This is a genomic window from Marinobacter nitratireducens, from assembly GCF_000708045.1.
In the GTDB taxonomy this organism is placed as follows: Bacteria; Pseudomonadota; Gammaproteobacteria; order Pseudomonadales; family Oleiphilaceae; genus Marinobacter; species Marinobacter nitratireducens.
In genome coordinates this window covers 276,780-296,233 of record NZ_ANIE01000003.1, presented here as the reverse complement: position 1 = coordinate 296,233, position 19,454 = coordinate 276,780, and the positions used below count along the sequence as shown (strand labels likewise).

Annotated in this window: 21 protein-coding genes and 2 tRNA genes; 3 read left to right on the top strand and 20 right to left on the bottom strand. The window is 56.3% G+C overall.

Annotation, left to right across the window (positions count from 1 at the left end):
* Positions 1 to 28: 28 nt before the first annotated feature.
* Together bamC and dapA are read right to left on the bottom strand one after the other, a co-directional pair.
* Positions 29 to 1,054, bottom strand: coding sequence for an outer membrane protein assembly factor BamC (gene bamC, locus D777_RS03255; RefSeq protein WP_227501651.1), 1,026 nt, complete (start codon positions 1,052 to 1,054; stop codon positions 29 to 31).
* Between the two features lie 107 nt (positions 1,055 to 1,161).
* On the bottom strand, positions 1,162 to 2,040 hold the full coding sequence (gene dapA, locus D777_RS03250; protein WP_036128689.1) for a 4-hydroxy-tetrahydrodipicolinate synthase: 879 nt from the start codon (positions 2,038 to 2,040) through the stop codon (positions 1,162 to 1,164).
* A 74-nt stretch (positions 2,041 to 2,114) separates the two neighbouring features.
* On the opposite strand from dapA, the gene D777_RS03245 reads away from it, so the two are divergent.
* Positions 2,115 to 2,582 carry a peroxiredoxin gene (locus D777_RS03245; protein WP_036128687.1) on the top strand — a complete coding sequence of 156 codons (468 nt, stop codon included), beginning with the start codon at positions 2,115 to 2,117 and terminating at the stop codon, positions 2,580 to 2,582.
* Here D777_RS03245 and D777_RS03240 read toward each other — a convergent pair whose 3' ends face one another.
* Both D777_RS03240 and D777_RS03235 read right to left on the bottom strand, forming a co-directional pair.
* A complete protein-coding gene (locus D777_RS03240) occupies positions 2,583 to 3,668 on the bottom strand; it encodes an AI-2E family transporter (protein ID WP_036128685.1) in 1,086 nt (361 codons plus the stop codon).
* A gap of 16 nt (positions 3,669 to 3,684) precedes the next feature.
* Complete coding sequence (locus D777_RS03235; RefSeq protein WP_036128683.1) at positions 3,685 to 3,912, bottom strand: sulfurtransferase TusA family protein; 228 nt, start codon at positions 3,910 to 3,912, stop codon at positions 3,685 to 3,687.
* 165 nt (positions 3,913 to 4,077) lie between these two features.
* On the opposite strand from D777_RS03235, the gene D777_RS03230 reads away from it, so the two are divergent.
* Positions 4,078 to 5,550 carry a M48 family metalloprotease gene (locus D777_RS03230; RefSeq protein ID WP_036128681.1) on the top strand — a complete coding sequence of 491 codons (1,473 nt, stop codon included), beginning with the start codon at positions 4,078 to 4,080 and terminating at the stop codon, positions 5,548 to 5,550.
* A 4-nt stretch (positions 5,551 to 5,554) separates the two neighbouring features.
* Here D777_RS03230 and nadA read toward each other — a convergent pair whose 3' ends face one another.
* The 14 genes from nadA to aspS all read right to left on the bottom strand — a co-directional run bounded on the left by nadA (position 5,555) and on the right by aspS (position 16,714).
* Complete coding sequence (gene nadA, locus D777_RS03225) at positions 5,555 to 6,616, bottom strand: quinolinate synthase NadA (RefSeq protein ID WP_036128679.1); 1,062 nt, start codon at positions 6,614 to 6,616, stop codon at positions 5,555 to 5,557.
* A gap of 191 nt (positions 6,617 to 6,807) precedes the next feature.
* A tRNA-Lys gene (locus tag D777_RS03220) sits at positions 6,808 to 6,883 on the bottom strand.
* A gap of 68 nt (positions 6,884 to 6,951) precedes the next feature.
* A tRNA-Lys gene (locus D777_RS03215) sits at positions 6,952 to 7,027 on the bottom strand.
* Between the two features lie 85 nt (positions 7,028 to 7,112).
* Entirely contained in the window at positions 7,113 to 7,877 is a 765-nt protein-coding gene (gene ybgF, locus D777_RS03210) for a tol-pal system protein YbgF (protein ID WP_036128678.1), read from the bottom strand.
* 24 nt (positions 7,878 to 7,901) lie between these two features.
* Positions 7,902 to 8,471, bottom strand: a complete 570-nt coding sequence (gene pal / locus D777_RS03205) for a peptidoglycan-associated lipoprotein Pal (RefSeq protein WP_036128677.1) — start codon at positions 8,469 to 8,471, stop codon at positions 7,902 to 7,904.
* A gap of 65 nt (positions 8,472 to 8,536) precedes the next feature.
* Positions 8,537 to 9,850: a Tol-Pal system beta propeller repeat protein TolB gene (tolB, locus tag D777_RS03200; protein WP_036128676.1), complete on the bottom strand. Its 1,314-nt coding sequence runs from the start codon at positions 9,848 to 9,850 to the stop codon at positions 8,537 to 8,539.
* A gap of 15 nt (positions 9,851 to 9,865) precedes the next feature.
* Positions 9,866 to 10,819, bottom strand: coding sequence for a cell envelope integrity protein TolA (gene tolA, locus D777_RS03195; protein ID WP_036128675.1), 954 nt, complete (start codon positions 10,817 to 10,819; stop codon positions 9,866 to 9,868).
* Positions 10,820 to 10,898: 79 nt separating this feature from the next.
* The gene (gene tolR / locus D777_RS03190) at positions 10,899 to 11,345 is read right to left on the bottom strand and encodes a protein TolR (protein WP_036128673.1); all 447 of its coding nucleotides are present in this window, start codon (positions 11,343 to 11,345) and stop codon (positions 10,899 to 10,901) included.
* A gap of 37 nt (positions 11,346 to 11,382) precedes the next feature.
* Positions 11,383 to 12,072, bottom strand: a complete 690-nt coding sequence (tolQ, locus tag D777_RS03185) for a protein TolQ (protein WP_036128671.1) — start codon at positions 12,070 to 12,072, stop codon at positions 11,383 to 11,385.
* Positions 12,073 to 12,075: 3 nt separating this feature from the next.
* A complete protein-coding gene (gene ybgC, locus D777_RS03180; protein WP_036128669.1) occupies positions 12,076 to 12,537 on the bottom strand; it encodes a tol-pal system-associated acyl-CoA thioesterase in 462 nt (153 codons plus the stop codon).
* Positions 12,530 to 13,561, bottom strand: a complete 1,032-nt coding sequence (ruvB, locus tag D777_RS03175; protein WP_036128667.1) for a Holliday junction branch migration DNA helicase RuvB — start codon at positions 13,559 to 13,561, stop codon at positions 12,530 to 12,532. The genes ybgC and ruvB overlap by 8 nt, the downstream gene beginning before the upstream one ends.
* 149 nt (positions 13,562 to 13,710) lie before the next feature.
* A complete protein-coding gene (ruvA, locus tag D777_RS03170; RefSeq protein ID WP_036128665.1) occupies positions 13,711 to 14,340 on the bottom strand; it encodes a Holliday junction branch migration protein RuvA in 630 nt (209 codons plus the stop codon).
* A 27-nt stretch (positions 14,341 to 14,367) separates the two neighbouring features.
* Positions 14,368 to 14,898: a crossover junction endodeoxyribonuclease RuvC gene (gene ruvC, locus D777_RS03165; RefSeq protein WP_036128663.1), complete on the bottom strand. Its 531-nt coding sequence runs from the start codon at positions 14,896 to 14,898 to the stop codon at positions 14,368 to 14,370.
* 19 nt (positions 14,899 to 14,917) lie between these two features.
* Positions 14,918 to 16,714, bottom strand: a complete 1,797-nt coding sequence (gene aspS / locus D777_RS03160) for an aspartate--tRNA ligase (RefSeq protein ID WP_036128661.1) — start codon at positions 16,712 to 16,714, stop codon at positions 14,918 to 14,920.
* 176 nt (positions 16,715 to 16,890) lie between these two features.
* Here aspS and fabR point away from each other — a divergent pair, with 176 nt between their 5' ends.
* The gene (fabR, locus tag D777_RS03155; protein WP_036128659.1) at positions 16,891 to 17,502 is read left to right on the top strand and encodes an HTH-type transcriptional repressor FabR; all 612 of its coding nucleotides are present in this window, start codon (positions 16,891 to 16,893) and stop codon (positions 17,500 to 17,502) included.
* Between the two features lie 149 nt (positions 17,503 to 17,651).
* Here fabR and D777_RS03150 read toward each other — a convergent pair whose 3' ends face one another.
* Complete coding sequence (locus D777_RS03150) at positions 17,652 to 18,077, bottom strand: HIT domain-containing protein (protein ID WP_036128657.1); 426 nt, start codon at positions 18,075 to 18,077, stop codon at positions 17,652 to 17,654.
* A gap of 2 nt (positions 18,078 to 18,079) precedes the next feature.
* Complete coding sequence (locus D777_RS03145) at positions 18,080 to 19,423, bottom strand: UDP-glucose dehydrogenase family protein (protein WP_036128655.1); 1,344 nt, start codon at positions 19,421 to 19,423, stop codon at positions 18,080 to 18,082.
* Positions 19,424 to 19,454 lie beyond the last annotated feature (31 nt).

Sequence of the window (19,454 nt, the reverse complement as noted above, 5' to 3'; positions counted from 1 at the left end):
TGGGGCCGCCTAACCAGCCCTCACTGAATCAGTATAGGTAGTCAAACAGTTGTGTCAGCAAATCCGGGGCGGTTTGATCGCCTTCGTAGCCGTCTTGGCGCTGTGCGGTGATTTCGATGGTGCCATCACCTTCAACCAGATTAAGAGTGTGGGTGTGCCGGGGCTTCTCTTTGTCGCTGAACCAGTCGAACCAGCCGGGTTCACGCTCATCAGCCGTCCGGAAGTCAACGTAGAACCAGCCGGCGCTCCGGTTAAGATCGACGACAGGAATATCGGCCTCTGACAACGCCCTGCTGACCTCGGCCCAGGAACGGCCAAAATCGAGAGACATTGATATCGCGCGAGCATCGTCGCCATCAGATACCAGGCGCACCAGTGGCGCACTCTCCATCCCCGACGCCGCGCGGGAGAATGACTTGCTTTCCTCTCGGCTCTTCAGGAACTCACCCAGGTCCGCCAGGATACGCTTCTGCAGGGATAACGCTTCCGGGCTGGGGGCAACACTCCCGCTCCAGGGAACCAATTCACCACCGTTACCGGCCACTTCCAGCTTGCGGAGTTGAATCTCGGTGGTTTTTCGCCGAACGCCCGGTGCCATTTTGAGCTGGAGTACGACCCGCGCTTCCTCAGCTCCGGGATCGGAGGGCAACTCTGCCAACTCGCGGGCGCGCTTGCTGAAATTCAGCAGTTCGCTTTGCAGCAGGCCAATCTGGGGATTCTCCTGACTCACGCCAAGGCCGCGGTCCGTCATATAGGCCGTAACGGCGGGCCAGAGACGGCCAGGTACATCATTCACCAACAACCAGGCACGCCCATCCAGCTCCTCAATGACGTAGTTTTCATCCAGAATGCCGGAGGTCATATCAGGAGGACGGGGAATATCCGATGGGTACATCTTGCTGGCATCAGCCACGGTGATATCCCTGATGGGCATCACCTGACCAAAGCGGGATGAATCAGCCTTCTCGGGAAGCGCCAGAGGCTGACCTTCCCGGGCATCGACGTATCGTTCAGAGCGGTCATCGAGCAGGCTGCAACCGGAGACTGCGGTCAATACCAGCAGTCCAGTTGCGCACACTAAAAGTCCAGAAAACAATGGCTTACGGGTTCTTTGAAGAACCGACATCGTGTTACTCCGGGTAATAGACGATTTCAGCAAACTCAGAGTACACCTGAGGCCTTGAGAGCATCTTCCACTTCCGCGTGGAACTTTTCACTCAACGGTGTCAGCGGCAGGCGGATACCCTCGCTGATCATCCCCATGCGATGCAGGGCCCACTTCACTGGAATTGGATTTGCCTCGAGAAAAAGCTTGCGATTCAGCGGGCTTAGAAGCTCATTCAGACGCTCAGTCTCTTCCTTGTTTCCTGCAACAGCCGCTTCGCATAGCTGTGCCATAGACTTCGGTGCCACGTTGGCGGTGACAGAGACATTGCCCTTGGCTCCGGCAAGCATCAGCTCGGCAGCCGTGGCGTCGTCTCCGGAGTATACCGCCAGACGTCCCTCAAGCGCCTCGATCAGCTCTGCGCCGCGGGGAATATTTCCGGTCGCGTCCTTGATTGCAACGATGTTCGGAATATCCGCGAGTCTCAGCACCGTCTCATTGAGCATGTCGCAGGAGGTACGACCAGGCACGTTATAGAGCATCTGCTTCATTCCGGGTACGGCTTCGGCAATGGCCTTGAAGTGCTGATAGAGACCTTCCTGGGTCGGCTTGTTGTAGTACGGCACAACCAGCAGGCAAGCATCGGCGCCAAGCTTGTGAGCTTCGCTTGTCAGCTCAATGGCTTCCCGGGTGCTGTTACCACCGGTGCCGGCGATGACAGGAATTCGGCCGTCCACACGTTTTATGATGTGCCCTATCGCCTGGATATGCTCCTCAGGGTCCAGGGTCGCGGATTCGCCGGTAGTACCTACGGCAACAATGCCATGCGTACCGTTTTCGATGTGAAAGTCGACCAGCTTGTCCAGCTCCTGCCAGTGGATATCTCCATTGGCGTGCATGGGCGTGACCAGTGCGACAAGGCTACCCGTAATCATAAAAGCTCCGTCCGAATAAAACCGATATGGTAATGTTGGGCACGAACTGACACAAGGGAATTCAAGGAGAACTCATGTCATCCGTTGTACTGAACAAATCTGTACCCGATTTCGAGGCCCCAGCCACCGGTGATCAGGTTGTTCGCCTCGCCGATCTGCGCGGCAAAAATGTTGTGATCTACTTTTACCCCAAAGACAACACCCCGGGCTGCACCACCGAGGGCCAGGACTTCCGTGACCGTATGCAATCCTTTGCCGAGTTGGATACGGAAATCTTCGGCGTGTCTCGGGATGGACTGAAGGCCCACGAGAACTTCCGGGCTAAACACGAGTTTCCTTTTCACCTCATCTCCGACAAAGACGAGACACTGTGCAAGCTGTTCGATGTCATCAAGCTGAAAAAGCTCTACGGCAAGGAACATCTTGGCATCGAGCGCAGCACGTTCCTGATTGATGCCGAAGGCGTGCTACGCCAGGAATGGCGGGGCGTCCGGGTCAAAGGCCACGCCGATGAGGTACTCGACGCCGTAAAAGCCCTCTGATCAAGCTTTCGCTTCATCCTCGGCTGGTTCGGGTACCGAGTACTCGACCGGCCACGCGGCGAACACGGCTTTCAGCATGGTGGCCAGCGGGATGGCAAAGAACACCCCCCAAAGCCCCCAGATTCCTCCAAAGAAGAGCACCGCAACAATGATCGCCACCGGATGCAGGTTGTTGACCTCGGAAAACAACACCGGCACCAGCACATTACCGTCCAGTGCCTGAATGACACCGTAAACAACCATCACCCAGATAAAGTGAGTGCCCCAGCCAAACGCAAACAGGCCAATCATCGCGACGGGGATAGTGACAACCGCGGCACCAATGTAGGGAATGACTACACTTAAACCCACCAGAAGCGACAGTAACGCAGCGTATGGCATCCCGAGGAACTTGAAAGCGATGTAGGTAGCGCCGCCAACGATGACAATTTCAAGCGCCTTGCCCCGAACATAATTCGCGCACTGGAGATTCACTTCATGCCATATTCTCAACATCATGGGGCGCTGGGGCGGCAATAGCCTGGCAATCGAGTTCAGCAGCACTTCCCGATCCTTCAGGAAGAAGAACACAAGAATCGGCACCAGCACCACATATATCAGCAAGGCCACCAGATCAGGAATACTGGACAGGGAAAAGGACACCAGCAACTGGGTCATGTGTCCTACCTCTGTGGACACCTGCTGGTAAATGGTGTTCACCGCGTCAGCCGACACCAACTGAGGATACTGCTCGGGAAGGAGCTCAAGGTAAGACTGCATCTCCCGAACGATTCTGGGCGTCTCGCCAGCCAACTTGCTGACCTGGGTCCAGATTAATGGCAGTAGCCCAAAAATAACGCCGACCATGACGCCCAGAAACACCGTGAAGACCCCCAGTATGGAGACCAGTTCCGGCACCCCCATACGATTCAGCTTGGTCACAAGTCCCTGGAGGATGAAGGCTACGATCAGGGATGCAATGACCGGTGCCAGCATGGCACCAAACCAGATAATGAACGCAGTACCGGCAACCAGAAGCAGAAACAGGATGACCGCTTCTTCATCTGAGAAATACTTGTGCGCAAGGCCGCGTAGTGTTCTGAGCATGAATGTCTCCGTATGGTTAGCCGCCGCACTTTATCACAAACCGGTACTCACCATTGGCTTCCGTACTCTCTACCAGCGTATGGCTGGACAGATTCAGGAATGCCGGAATATCCCGGGCTGAGCCGGCGTCGGTGGCGATCACCTCAAGGTCCTCGCCAGGAGACATCGCATTGAGTTCCAGCTTTGTTTTCAGAAGTGGCATCGGGCAACGGAGTCCGGATGCATCAAGAGTACGATCAGCCATGGAGAAGGGGCACCCTGCTTGTAATACAATAAAAATGAAGCAAGCCGGCATTATGCCGGCAGTGTTAATGTATTGCATCACAATACTTTTTAATCGAAAGCCCGGAACGTTTTATCGTAAGCTGTTGTCACACAGGCGATCCGATTCAAAGGCCATTCAATTCGCATGACCCCCGCAAGACTTCTGACAGAACGCCCCCGAGCACTGGTAAAAGCCACGGCTCTCAGCATTGCGCTGGCCCTGTCCGCCACGCCAGCTTACCCCCAGGAAAACCGACTCCCCACCATCGGTGGTGCCGGAGGCGGACTTATTTCGGACCAGCAGGAAACCGAGATTGGCCAACAGGTACTAACAACGATTCGGCGCTCTACCCCAAGGATCACGGATCCTCTGGTGTACGACTACCTCAGCGCAATCACCTATCGACTGGTCCCATCAGCACCACTGGAAAATCGAGATCTCACCCTGATTCTGATTGACGATCCTGCGATCAACGCCTTCGCAGTTCCAGGTGGTGTGGTTGGCGTTAACGGCGGCCTGTTCCTGAATGCGGCGACCGAACAGCAATTTGCCTCGGTACTCGCACACGAACTGGCACATTTGAGCCAGCGCCATTTTGCCCGCCGGCTCGAGCAGCAGGAGACCAGCGCGCCCCTGACCCTCGCCGGCATGATTGCCGGAATTGTACTCTCGGCAGTGACCCAGTCCGACATCGGCATCGCGGCCATTGCAGGCACCCAGGCAATGGCAGTGCAGAATATGCTGGCCTACAGTCGCGCCCATGAACAGGAAGCAGACCGGGTCGGGCTGGATATTCTTGCATCCGCCGGCCTTGACCCCCGCGGCATGCCAGAGATGTTTGAGGTCATGATGCGTCAAAACCGCCTGCAGGGAAATCGTTTGCCTGAGTACCTTTCAACACACCCCCTCACGCAAAGCAGGGTTTCTGATACACGAAATCGGGCGGAACAGTATCCCCATGCGGATATCCGCGACGGCCAGGAATACCACCTTATCCGCAGCCGATTACAGGTCCACTACGCCAAGTCCCCGGAAGTGGCCGTCAATACGTTCAAGGCCTACCTGGACCACCCGGACAGCAAGCCGAACGACGCCATACGCTACGGGCTGGCTGTCGCTTATCTAGAGAATCAACAAGCGAATGAAGCCGAAGCAACTCTGCGTGATTTGCTCGATCGCAACCCAGGCAGGATCACCCTTCAGGTCACGCTGGCTGAGGCCATGTTGGCGCAAGACCAGATCAGCAACGCACGGGAGCTATTGACCCAGGCCCTTTCAAGAAACCCGGACAACTATCCGATCACTCTGACACTGGCGAAGACAGAACTGCAAAGCGGTAATGGCCAGGCTGCGGCGGAATACCTTCATCAGCTAACCCGGAGATTGCCGGATCAGGAGCACCTCTGGCTGCGCCTGGCGGAGGCGGAGGGAATGGCGCGCAATATCGTCGGCGTACATCGCGCACGCGCCGAATACTATGCGCTGATGGGAGACCTGGAATCCGCCCAACGTCAACTACGCCAGGCTCAGGAGAAGCTGCCGGCCGGCTCCACCGAAAGACAGGTGGTCACCGAGCGGCTTGCGGAATTGTCCCGGCGCATGCAGCCTGGGCAATGAAAGACTAGGCGTTTCCTGCGGCCTGCAAGTTCATGTTGGCCGTAAAGTCCAGCATACGACGCAATGGCCGGAGCGCATCCTCGCGCAACTCGTCATCAACCAGCACCTCCTGGTCACCGGTTTCCAATACGTGCAGAAGGTTTTCAAGGCCATTCATTGCCATCCATGGGCAGTGAGCACAACTACGGCAGGTGGCGCCGTTTCCGGCAGTAGGCGCCTCAATCAACGTCTTGTTTGGCGCCAGCTGCTGCATTTTGTAGAAGATGCCGTTGTCAGTCGCAACAATGAACTGCTCGTTCGGCAAGGTCTGCACAGCGTGGATAAGCTGGGACGTGGAGCCCACCACATCAGCCATTTCCACAACGGCGTCCGGTGATTCCGGGTGAACCAGAACAGCGGCATCAGGGTACAACGCCTTCAAATCCTCCAGCCCACGATACTTGAACTCCTCATGGACGATGCAGGAGCCATCCCACAGCAGAACATCAGCGCCGGTGGTTTTCTGAACATAATGACCAAGGTGTTTGTCCGGCGCCCATAGAATCTTCTGCCCCTGGCTGTCGAGGTGCTCAACGATGGACTGCGCACAACTTGAGGTAACAACCCAGTCTGCCCGAGCTTTCACCGCTGCTGATGTGTTGGCGTAGACCACCACGGTGCGATCGGGATGCTGGTCGCAAAAATCCGAAAACTCATCGGCCGGACACCCCACATCAAGCGAGCAGGTCGCCTCCAGAGTCGGCATCAGCACCTTCTTTTCCGGGTTAAGGATTTTTGCCGTCTCTCCCATAAAACGCACGCCTGCCACCACCACCGTGGATGCCGGATGCTGATTTCCGAAACGAGCCATCTCCAGCGAGTCCGCAACACAACCACCGGTTTCCTCCGCCAGACGCTGGAGATCCGGATCCGTATAGTAATGAGCAACCAGCACAGCATCGCGGGCTTTCAGCTCTGCCTTGATTCGAGCCTCAAGCTCTGCTTTTTCCTCGGCACTCAGCGGCTTGGGCTCCGCCGCATGGGCCAGATGTTCCTGAACGAGGATACGGTCTTCTGCTTGCGTCATTACTGCGTCTCTGTGTTGCGTTTACCCGGGGAGTATATCACTTCAATACCCTTTTTCATGGTTCTGACATACCTCTGTAACAGCGTGGTGGTGAGGTATTGGCAGCCCTTACTGACTAGGTAAGATCGTACAGGCAAAAAAAAAGAGCCCGAAGGCTCTTTTTTTCGCCGGAACCCAGGATTCCGGTTATTTGGTGGGTCGTGAAGGATTCGAACCTTCGACCAATTGGTTAAAAGCCAACTGCTCTACCAACTGAGCTAACGACCCATGACCGCTGGCCAGAAACTTTCCTGACCTCCGCTGAAGTCACTCAGATAACTTCAACAGATCGTGTTTGGTGGGTCGTGAAGGATTCGAACCTTCGACCAATTGGTTAAAAGCCAACTGCTCTACCAACTGAGCTAACGACCCAAACGAGGCGCATATAGTAATGATTTTTTTCCGTTGATCAACCCCTTTTTTTAAGGTTTCTCAACATTTTTGCTTCACCCCCGGCTCAGCCATTTTCCGCAGACAGATACTTCTCCGCCAGCTTGGCTGAACTGCTCTCGGGGTAGCTGCTCAGCACCTGTTCCATGCGCCGACGGGCTTCATCCTTCTCCCCCATCCGGTCAAGGGTGATACCGAGCTTGTAAACGGCATCAGGCGCTTTCCGGTGGTCCGGGTAACGAGTGGCAACAATGGTAAACGCCTGCTTGGCTTGTTCAAGTTGCGGCTTCACCAAGTACACCTCACCGAGCCAGTAATAGGCGTTCACGGTGAGATCGCCTTCCGGGTAAGTATCGATGAACTCATAGATACGCCCAATCGCCTCATCGTATTTCTTCTGGTTCCGGATCAGGTCCTGAATCTGCTCGTACCGCTTGCGCTCCTCTGAATCCGGCTGCCGGTATTCTTTCGTTTCCATCGCCGGTCCGGAGGAACCTGCACTGGCTGACTGGGGCGCTTCGGCTTTCTCAGAGACCTTCTCAGAGAGGTCCAGAATACGCTGATCGAGATCAATGTAGCGATCTCTGCCCTGCTCCTGCAGTTTGTTGATCAGGTGCCGCTGCTCTTCGACCTGCCCCTGGAGACGCCTGACGTCGCCCTGAAGCTGCTGAATCATATAGAAGAGTTCGGCAGTAGCCTGGCTGCTGTTGGCCTTACGCTGCGCTTCAGAGGCACTGCTCTGGAATGCAGGAGTCGATGATTGCGCCAGTGCCGCTCCCGCCTGCCCGAGGGCAAGCGGGAAAATCACTGTCGCCATGAGGCGTTTTCTCATGGAGATACCCGATTGGTCTTAGGTTTAATCGAAGACAAGCTCAACACGACGGTTCTGAGCCCAGGAACTTTCATTGGAGCCCATGACCGCCGGCTTTTCCTCACCGTAGCTTACGGTTTCGATCTGACCACGGGAAGCGCCGTTAACAATCAGGAAACGCTGAACAGCGTTGGCACGACGCTCACCCAGAGCCAGGTTGTATTCCTTGGTGCCGCGTTCATCGGCATGACCTTCGAGTCGCACGTTCTGGCCAGGATTGGCGGCCAGGAACTGAGCATGGGCAACCAGCACATCGCGCGCTTCCTGCTTGATTTCGGCGGTATCGAAATCGAAGTAGAACGTGGTGATATCACGAAGGGCTTCCTGCGCTGCCTGCTGCTCTGCTGCCATGCGCTCTTCCTCGGTCAGTGTGGAAGAAGAGATGCCGCCCTGATCGTCGCCACCGTAAACAGTGGATCCACCATCCTGGTCGATAGCGGCAACGTCAGAACCATAGGAGCCGTCTTCCATGGTCTCGCCAGTCGAGCTACAGCCTGCGAACAGGCCAACGGACAGAAGGAGAGCAAATGCCTTGGTTTGTGCCGAGAATGTCATAGTTTTTTCCTTTCAGTTGCTTGGTGTTATTTACAGTTTACAAGACCACGGACCAAGGCCCGCAATCAACGTATCAATGGCCCCCACGCCGGCTCACGAACATCGCCTTCGGAAGCGGGCAAACTATATGCCGCGCCACCGTCAGCAGAAATCACCGTAAGCACGCTGTCCGTCCCTTGTTTGGTTGCATAAATAAGCATGCGCCCATTAGGCGAGACACTCGGGGACTCGTCAGATTGAGTTCTGGTAAGGATTGTCTCCTCCCCGGTTTTCAGGTTGGTTCTCGCGATGTGGAACGAACCCTCGCGCTGATGAACGTAATAGACGTATTTTCCCTCGCTGTCCGGACGCGGGCGAGCATTGTAGCGACTGCCGAACGTGATACGCCGGGGCTCTGCGCCCGGTTTTTCCATATGGTAGATCTGCGGGCCGCCGGACCGGTCGGAGGTGAAAAACACTCCCCTACCGTTGTGATCCCAGCTCGGCTCGGTATCGATGGCCCAATGATTAGTCAGCTTGGTCAGTTGCCGACTTTGAAGGTCCATCCGATAGATCTCGGCGTTACCGTCCTTGGACAGGGTCATCAGCAGGGAACGCCCGTCATCAGACCAGGCCGGCGCGGAATTCAACCCGGGGAAATCGGCCACCTTGGTGCGATTACCGCTCGACAGCTCGTGAACAAAAATCACCGGCTTGCCCGTCTCGAACGACACATAGGCCAAGCGCTTTCCATCCGGCGACCAGGCCGGAGACAGAATAGGCTCCTCACTCTCCAGACGGATCCGGGAGCGCTTGCCGTCTACATCGCTGACCTGAAGTCGATACCGCGGCTTGCCATTAAAGGAATCCAGCGTCACATAAGCCAGCTTCGTTGAAAATGCTCCTGGAACACCGGTGATCGCCTCGTAGACCTTATCGCTGATGTGATGAGCCAGGGATCTGAGATTATTCACTGAGGCGGCAGCCCGCTCACCCAGAATGCGCTCTTCCCGGTTCACATCGAACAGTTCGTAGCGCGCGTTGATTTTGTCCGCACTCCGCGTGAGTTCGCCAACCAGCACATAGCGCTGGCCAAGCATCCGCCAGTCCCGGAAAAAAACTTCCTCTCTTTTGGAAGGAAGGCTGAGCATCTTCGACGGCGGCAATGCTCTGAACTCGCCGCTCATGGTCAGGTCACTCTGCACCACATTGCTTAGCTTGTCGCCGGGTGGGATTTGTCCGTTTTCAGCAAACGGCACAACGGCAATCGGAAGCGCGGAATCGGCCCCTTCCGTGATGCGTATGAGCAATTCCGCATTTGCATTCGCCGAGATGATCAAAAGCAGAGTGATGCTCGAGAGTATTCTGATAGACCACGTCGTGTGAATCCGCTGTCTCATGTTGCCATCCATTCCTTATTTCAGCCGGCGAGGGTTGAATTCGATCGTAAACTGCCGGAAATATCGCTCGAAGGTATCACGCTCATCCGGTATGGGATAACGAGCCAGCGAGCGCACCGCACTTAACGCGGAATTATCGAACGCCGTATTGCCACTGCTGTTTACAAGCTTTACCCCGGCAAGTTCGCCCGTCGGTAAAAGCGTGATCTGCAAGCGGGCCGTCATTTCTTCTGTCGCCGAAGACGGCGGATACCAGGCCTGGCTCAGCCTCTCCCGGATCAGAGCCTGATACTTTTCGCTTTCAGTCAGCATCTGCGCTTCTCTGGCACGAGCAGCCGCTGCCTGAGCCTGCTTCCGGGCTTCCGCGGCTTCAGCCTTGCGCGCCTCTTCGGCCAGTGCTTCCAGCTGCCGCTCTTTCAGCCTTCGCTCTGCCTCCAGGCGCTTTTGCTCTGCGGCTTTGCGCGCCTCTTCCTCCTTGCGTTTGCGCTCCGCTTCCTCGCGCTTTCGACGCTCTTCTTCAGCTTTGCGCTTTTCTGCTTCCTGCCGTTTTCTTTCTTTTTCCGCTTTCAGACGCTCCCGTTCCCTCGCTTCGGCTTCAGCCTTCTGCTTCGCTGCTTTTTCCGCCTTTGCCTTTTCTTCCTGACGCTCACGCGCAAGCGCTTCCTGCCGCTTTCGCTCCTGCTCTTCCGCTTTGCGTTTTTGTTCAGCCCGCGCCTTCTCTTCAGCCGCCTTTTTCGCCTGCTCCTCGCGCTTTTGCTCCTCAAGCTGGCGCTTGCGCTCTTCCTCACGACGCTGGGCATCTCGATCAGGCTGATCCTTAGTGTCCACAACCGGGCTGGGCTCTGGCTGCGGGGCAATCAATCTGGCAGAGATACTGCGCGGTGGAACCTCATGGTCCGGATCCGACCAGGACCAACCCGCCAACGCCACCACAAGAATCAATACATGCAGCGCCACCGACATGGCCACAGGTGATTTCCAGGGCGGCACTCCGGTACTGTCTTGTTCCCGCTCGTGACCTATCACAACAATCCCGCCTGCACCAATGTCACTTGTCGTTCTCGGGCGCTTCAGTGATAAGGCCAATGCTACTGGCTCCAGCACCCTGAAGCTCAGCCATCAAACGAACCACCGTGCCGTACTCCACATGTTCGTCACCACGAACCAGGACTTCACTGTTGGCCCTCTGGGACAGGATTTTGGAGATCTGCTCCCGAAGATCCGCCAGCGACATCGGGTCACTTCCCTGATCACCGATCTCGACGTAATAAGCCCCATTGGTGTCTACAGATACGATAATCGACTCCACATCCTTATCAGACTGAATCGGATCCGACGTGGTTTCCGGCAGATCGACTTTTACTCCCTGAGTCAGCATGGGAGCTGTCACCATAAAGATCACGAGCAATACCAGCATCACGTCGATGTATGGGACAACGTTGATCTCGGACATCGGCTTGCGCCCGTGCCGAGGCATCATTCCTATGCCCTTCATTGTCTTACACTCCGTTCTTCACCATCCAAAACCGGCATCATGCGCTGCTCTTCTCACTGCTGTGCACACGGCGATGAAGGATGCTTGAAAACTCCTCCGCAAAGGTTTCGTAGTTCTTGAGCAGCGCGTCGGACATCGCGGAGAAGCGGTTATAGGCAATAACTGCGGGAATCGCGGCGAACAGGCCCATCGCCGTCGCGATCAGGGCTTCGGAAATACCCGGTGCGACGGTGGCAAGGGTTGCCTGCTGGACCTGTGCCAGGCCACGGAAGGAGTTCATGATGCCCCAAACCGTACCGAACAGGCCCACGTATGGGCTTGTGGAACCGACGGTTGCAAGGAAAGGCAGGTGGAGTTCCAGACGCTCCTGCTCCCGGGAAAACGCAACACGCATGGCACGCTGCGCGCCTTCCATCACCGCGTCCGCATCCCGGCTTTGCTGGCGCAATCGGGAGAACTCCTTGAATCCGGCGCGGAAAACCGACTCCATGCCAGAGTAAGGGGTCGGTTCGGCATTCACCTCACGATACAGTTGACCGAGGTCCATGCCGGACCAGAAGCGATCCTCAAACGCCAACTGTGCCTGTTTTGCCTTCCGGAACACCTGCAAACGCTGAAAAATCAGGGCCCATGAGATAACTGATGCCAGCATGAGTAGCAGCATGACCAGCTGCACAAGAACGCCTGCATTGGCAATGAGAGACCAGACTGAAACTTCCGATTCCACCTTCTACTCCTGGCTAGTTCCGTTATTTGTTTCCATAGGCTGAACGTTCTCGCTCAGCAATGACTGCATATTTTCCGGAAGCCGTCTCGGGCGCCCGCTGTCCAGCGCAACACAAGCGACCCGCACATCCGCTTCACACAGCAGATTTCTGTCCTCGGCGCGCAGCACCCGCTGCCGGAAAGTCATCCAGACCCGGCCAAACCCGACAGGCTCAGCCGTGACCACTAACTGATCGTCGAGGCGGGCCGGAGCGACGTAATGAATGGCCATCTTCTGAACGACATAGCTGATATTGTCCGCCAGGCCGGCACGCAGTCCGACACCACAGCTTCTGACCCACTCGGTTCGAGCCCTCTCCATGTAGTGGAGGTATCGCGCGTGAAACACGATGCCACCGGCATCGGTATCCTCGATATACACGCGAATGGGCAGCTCGAAAAGCGGGGACTCGACCAGATCAGTCAAAGAGATCGTCCTCCTTGCCCGATTTGGCCGGAACCACACCGAAATGCTGGTAGGCATTGGAGGTCACCATCCTTCCCCGCGGCGTCCGTACCATGAACCCCTGCTGGATCAGGAAAGGCTCAAGCACATCTTCGATGGTGCCCCGCTCTTCGCTGATCGCGGCTGCCAGACTCTCCACGCCCACCGGCCCGCCATCGAACTTCTCGATCATGGCGAGCAACAAGCGCCGATCCATGTGGTCAAAGCCCTGATTATCGACCTTCAGCATGTTCAATGCCTGATCGGCGATATCCGAACTGATATGGCCGTTCGACCGCACTTCAGCAAAATCGCGCACACGCCGCAGCAGACGATTGGCAATACGGGGTGTACCCCGGGAACGTCGGGCAATTTCGAAGGCACCCGCCTCGTCGATGTCAACTGACGAGAGCCTGGCCGATCGCATGATGATGCTGGTCAGATCTTCCGTGTTATAGAACTCCAGACGCTGAACAATGCCGAATCGGTCTCTTAAAGGCGATGTCAGCAGGCCGGCGCGTGTGGTAGCGCCCACAAGGGTAAACGGAGGGAGATCCAGCTTGATGGAGCGAGCCGCCGGCCCTTCTCCAATCATGATATCCAGCTGATAGTCTTCCATCGCCGGGTAAAGCACTTCTTCCACTGCCGCACTCAGGCGATGGATCTCATCAATGAAAAGGACATCGCCTTCTTCGAGGTTGGTTAGCATCGCGGCAAGATCGCCGGCCTTCTCAAGCACCGGCCCGGAGGTCGTCTTGATAGACACCCCCATTTCATTGGCGATGATGTTGGCAAGAGTCGTTTTACCGAGACCGGGAGGACCAAAAATCAGCACATGATCCAGTGCCTCTTTGCGCCCCCGGGCAGCCGAGATAAAAATCTCCATCTGCTCTCGCACAGAAGGCTGCCCGACGTACTCGGAAAGCAACGTCGGACGAATGGCGCGATCCTGAACGTCCTCGTATTCACCGGCGCCGGCTGAAATCAGTCGGTCGGATTCAATCATGGCATCACCCGCTTATTGGGAATCAACATCGTGCCTGTGCGTTCGCCTCGAAGTTAACGTTGCCCCAATTGTACAAACGGGCCTTGGGCTGTCACGTTACGCTCTCTACACAATTGGCGTTATACAAACGACACATTACCGACCTGTTATCAGGCCGGAATCATATTCTTCAGGGCCAGTCGAATCAGGGCTTCGCTGGACATTCCGTCCTCCGCCACCTTACTGATTGCCTTGGCCGCCTCCTGCGGCTTGTAACCAAGGGCAATCAGCGCGGCTTCCGCCTCTTCACTGGGAGCAGCCCCCCGCGCAACCGTGCCATCCGCTGGCCCAGCAGATACGGCGCTGTCGGTCGATGAGGGCACAAACTGCCCCTCAAGTTGCCCGATACGGTCCGCCATTTCAATAAGCAACCGCTCCGCGGTTTTCTTGCCAACACCCGGCAGCTTGACCAGCGCATTTGCGTCTTTTGCCTCAACACAACGAATAAACTGCGCCGCGTCCAGGCCCGACAAAATGCCAACCGCGAGTTTTGGCCCCACGCCATTAACCTTGATCAGCAACCTGAAAAGATCACGATCGAGCCTGGATGCGAACCCATAAAGACTCTGAGCGTCCTCACGAACAGCAAAATGGGTATGAAGCAGAACTTCCTGCTCCAGCTCGGGAAGGTGGAAAAAGGTGGTATAGGGGATGTCGATTTCGTAACCCAGGCCGGAACATTCAACCAATGCCTGACCCGGTGACTTTTCAACAAGTATGCCGCGGATACGACCGATCAAGAGATTCTCCTGCCGCTCCGTGGAGCGTTATGACTGTTGTCTGACCCGACCACTCCGGACTTTGCCTCCAGCACTGGCCACCCTCAACACGCTCTGACTCATATGGGCATGGCAAAGTGCGATCGCGAGTGCATCGGCAGCATCTGCCTGGGGTTTTCTGGATAAGGCCAGTAAAGCCTGAACCATGTGCTGGACCTGGGATTTGTCTGCGCCACCTTTACCGACAACGGCCTGCTTGACCTGCCGCGCGGAGTATTCGTGGACTTCCAGCCCGCTGTTAGCGGCGCTGACAATCGCAGCGCCACGGGCCTGACCCAACTTGAGCGCCGAATCCGGATTCCGGGCCATGAACACCTGCTCTATGGCAAACTCTTCAGGCCGGTACTCGCCAATCAGTGTGGCGAGACTCTGGAAAATAGACTGTAGACGTTGGGCCATCGGCTTCTCGCCGACCCGAATGCATCCACTGTCAATATACTCGATGTGGCGACCCTGGGCACGGATGATGCCGTAACCGGTAATCCTTGAACCCGGATCTACCCCCAGAATGATCGCCACATCGTACCTCGCCGCCGTATTACTGGCTCTCTGCCTTATTGGCCTCTGCCGCCTTGGCGGATTTGCGAAGGCGGATGTTCAGCTCTCGCAATTGCTTTTCATCCACCTCGCCCGGAGCCTGTGTCATCAGACAGGTCGCACTCTGGGTTTTCGGGAAGGCGATCACATCACGGATGGAGCTGGAACCGGTCATCAGCATCACCAGTCGATCAAGGCCGAAGGCCAGTCCACCGTGAGGAGGACAACCAAACTTCAGCGCATCCAGCAGGAAGCCGAACTTGGCGCGAGCCTCTTCCTCACCGATACCGAGAATACGGAAGACGGTTTCCTGCATTTTCTCATCGTGGATACGGATTGAACCGCCACCCAGCTCGGTACCGTTCAACACCATGTCATACGCCCGGGACAGCGCGTCGGCCGGATTGGCCTCCAACTCTTCCGGCGAGCAGGACGGTGCAGTGAACGGATGGTGAATGGCGGTCAGTCCGCCATCCGGCGTTTCTTCGAACATCGGGAAGTCCACTACCCATAAAGGTGCCCACTCTCTGGTCAGCATGTTCAGGTCGTGACCAACCTTGATCCGCAGTGCACCAAGCGCCTCGTTTACCACGGTAGTCTTGTCCGCACCGAAGAACACGATGTCCCCGTCTTCAGCACCCACACGCTCCATGATAGCCATGGCGACCTCATCACCGAGGAATTTGATGATTGGCGACTGCAGACCCTCAGCACCTTTGGCCAATTCGTTCACCTTGATGTAGGCCAGCCCCTTGGCACCATAAATTCCAACGTACTTGGTGTAGTCGTCGATCTGCTTACGGGTCAGCTCGGCACCCTTCGGGACGCGCAATGCTGCAACGCGGCCCTTCGGATCCTTGGCAGGACCGGCAAACACTTTGAAATCTACGCTTTCGACCAGGTCTGCAACGTCAAGCAGCTCCAACGGAATCCGCAGATCCGGCTTATCGCTTCCGAACCGACGCATGGCTTCGGAGTGCGGCATACGCGGGAATTCAGGCAGTTCAACGCTCAGTACATCCTTGAAGAGTGAACGAACCATCTCCTCGTTCAGGCCCATCAGGGTTTCTTCATCAATAAAGGACGCCTCGATGTCCACCTGGGTGAACTCAGGCTGACGATCAGCGCGAAGGTCTTCATCCCGGAAGCACTTGGCGATCTGGTAGTAACGATCAACACCAGACACCATCAGCAGTTGCTTGAAGAGCTGCGGCGACTGGGGAAGTGCAAAGAAAGAACCTTCGTGGGTACGGCTGGGCACGAGGTAGTCGCGGGCACCTTCCGGTGTTGCGCGGGTCAGGATCGGGGTTTCCACATCCATGAACCCATTACCGTCGAGGTAGTTACGGATATAGCTGGTCACCCTTGAGCGGAAACGCAGGCGATTGATCATTTCCGGGCGACGGAGATCCACGAAGCGGTATCGAAGACGGACGTCCTCACCCACATCCACGTGCTCATCCAGCGGGAACGGCGGCGTTGCAGCGGCATTGAGAATAGCAACCTGCTTGCCGAGAAGCTCGACCTGACCGGTCGGCATGTTGTTATTCTCGGTACCTGCCGGGCGACGACGCACGCGGCCGGTCACCTGAATTACAAACTCACTGCGAACTTTCTCTGCCAGCGCGAAGCTCTCGGGGGTGTCAGGATCCACAACCACCTGGGAAATGCCATCCCGATCCCGCAGATCCAGGAAAATTACCCCACCATGGTCACGGCGGCGGTGTACCCATCCGCAGAGAGTGACTTCCTGATCAATGTGGGATTCGTTGATCCCACCGCAATAATGACTGCGCATACCGGTTCCCGTAAATGTCTGATGTGTTCGTTTGTTCGCGATGTCTGGAAAAGCCGCCCATTATAAACACAATAGGCGCGAAAATCAGGCGTGTTTCTAGCGCAAAAACGTGCCGGATGACTCACCGTGAGCAGGCGGCTAGAATGCAGCCTTCATGCAGCAGATGGAGTCCTGCCTTGTCATCCAGAGCAGAGCAAAAACTTCGCACCCGTCGAGCACTCATGGACGCCGCCCTGGCCCAACTGAGTGCCGATCGGGGATTCGGTAGCCTGAGCCTGCGGGAAGTCGCCCGGGAGGCAGGTATAGCACCAACCTCGTTCTATCGACATTTTGCGGAACTGGACGAACTGGGCCTTGCCCTGGTTGACGAAGGGGGCGTTGCACTCCGGCAGCTCATGCGCCAGGCCAGAAAACGCATTGCCAGAGACGGCAGCGCCATCTCCACCTCGGTGGAAACGTTCATGGAGTACCTTGGCAATAACGCCAACCTGTTCAGATTGATGCTCAGGGAGCGTACGGGCGTGTCAAAACCCTTTCGTACCGCCATCAAGGCTGAGATTGACCATTTCGTGACAGAGCTTGTTGATGACCTCAAGCGCTTTGCAGATGAGCAGAACAAGCCGCTATCCGATGCCCGCTTGGTCGCCGAAGCGATGGTAACCCTGGTGTTCAACCAAGGCGCGGAAGCCCTGGACGCCACACCCCGAGAGCGGGAAGACCTGAAAACAAAGCTGAAAACCGAGCTGAGAATGATTTTGGTAGGCGCCCAGGCGCTGGCAAAAAAATAATTTCCGGGAGGGATGGAACCTTTTTGGGCAGCGTCCGTTTTAATCACTACGGGTAAGAGCCTACCCGTTGTTGAGTCGCTGCCCTCGTGGGCAATTTTGGCCCGCCCCTTTTGGGCGGGCTTTTTTATGGCCGACAGAAACGCCGTTATTTACTTGAGTTGTTGCAACAGCGGGTTGAGACGCTCAACCATCCGGGACAGCTGCCCGCCCTCGTATGGAACCGGTGGCTGCACACCCCAGACAGGACCTGGCCAGGCAGGGTCCGCCTGAAAGCGGACGATGTGATGAAGGTGAAGCTGGGGAACCATGTTACCCAGTGCAGCAACATTCATTTTGTCGCCACTGAAAAGCGCCATCATCCCCCGGCTCAGAATCGACGATTCCTCCACCAGACGCGCCTGCTGATCGCCTGACAGCTCGTAGATCTCCCGAATTCCGGCCACTCGCGGCACGAGGATGATCCAGGGCCACGAAGAATCGTTCATCAACCGGACCTCACATAACCGGCTGCATCCAAGGCTGACAGTGTCAGCCGCCAGCCGTTCGTGAAGCTGAAAATCCTCGGTGCGGGCCATATTCACTCCGAATGGAACTGGTTTTTGCCTCGACCAATGGCATAATAAATAAGACCGTACCGCTCGACCATCTCGGGCTCATAGAGATTACGACCATCGAAGACCGCTGGCTCCCGAAGTGCCGCAGAAACCGTATCGAAGTCAGGGGAGCGGAATTCCTTCCATTCGGTGCAGATAGCCAGCACATCCGCCCCTTTCAGCGCCTGCTCCTTGGTTCCGCAAAGCGTCAACCCAGACTGGTCACCATAGATACGCTGGGTTTCTTCCATTGCCTCGGGATCAAACGCCTGAACGGAAGCGCCAGCTTTCCACAAATCTTCCATCAGCGTTCGGGCTGATGCTTCGCGCATATCATCCGTATTCGGCTTGAATGCCAAACCCCACAGGGCGATGACCTTGCCTTTGAGATCCCCGCGGAAATAGTGGCTGATCTTGTCAAACAGAACGTGCTTCTGCGCGTAGTTAACCGACTCGACCGCCTTAAGCAACCGCGCGTCGTAATCGCAGTCACGGGCAGTCCGGGCAAGCGCCTGGACATCTTTCGGGAAGCAGGAGCCGCCATAGCCACAACCAGGGTAGATGAAGTGGTAACCGATTCGTGGATCAGAGCCGATACCCCGGCGTACGGCCTCGATATCCGCGCCCAGGCGCTCGGCAAGATTGGCAACTTCGTTCATGAAGCTGATCTTGGTGGCCAGCATGGCATTGGCGGCATACTTGGTCAGCTCAGCAGAACGCACATCCATGAAAATCATCCGGTCATGGTTGCGGTTGAACGGATAGTAGACTTCCCGCAAAAACTCGGCGGCCTTGTCACTATCCGTTCCAACCACGATGCGGTCAGGCTTCATAAAGTCGTTGATGGCCGCACCCTCTTTCAGGAATTCCGGGTTCGACACCACATCAAAATCCAGCTCCAGCCCGCGGTGATCCAGCTGAGCCCGAACGGCCGCCTTGACCTTGTCAGCGGTACCCACGGGAACCGTAGATTTATCCACCACAACCTTGTAGTCGTCCATGTGCTCACCGATGGACCGGGCAACGGCGGTGACGTACTGAAGATCGGCAGAGCCATCTTCATCGGGGGGCGTACCCACAGCAATAAACTGAAGTAAACCATGCTTCACCGCCTCAGCAGTATCGGTCGTAAAAGACAGCCTGCCAGCTTCTACGGTGTGCTTTACAATGCTGTCCAGCCCCGGCTCATAAATCGGAATCTGGCCATTTTTCAATCGCTCGATCTTGCCCTGATCAACGTCCATGCACAGCACATCGTGGCCAACGTCGGCGAGACATGCACCCGTGACCAGTCCAACATACCCGCTGCCGAAAATCGTAATCTTCATGGGTTAATTCCCTGCTGTTCGAATCAAAAAA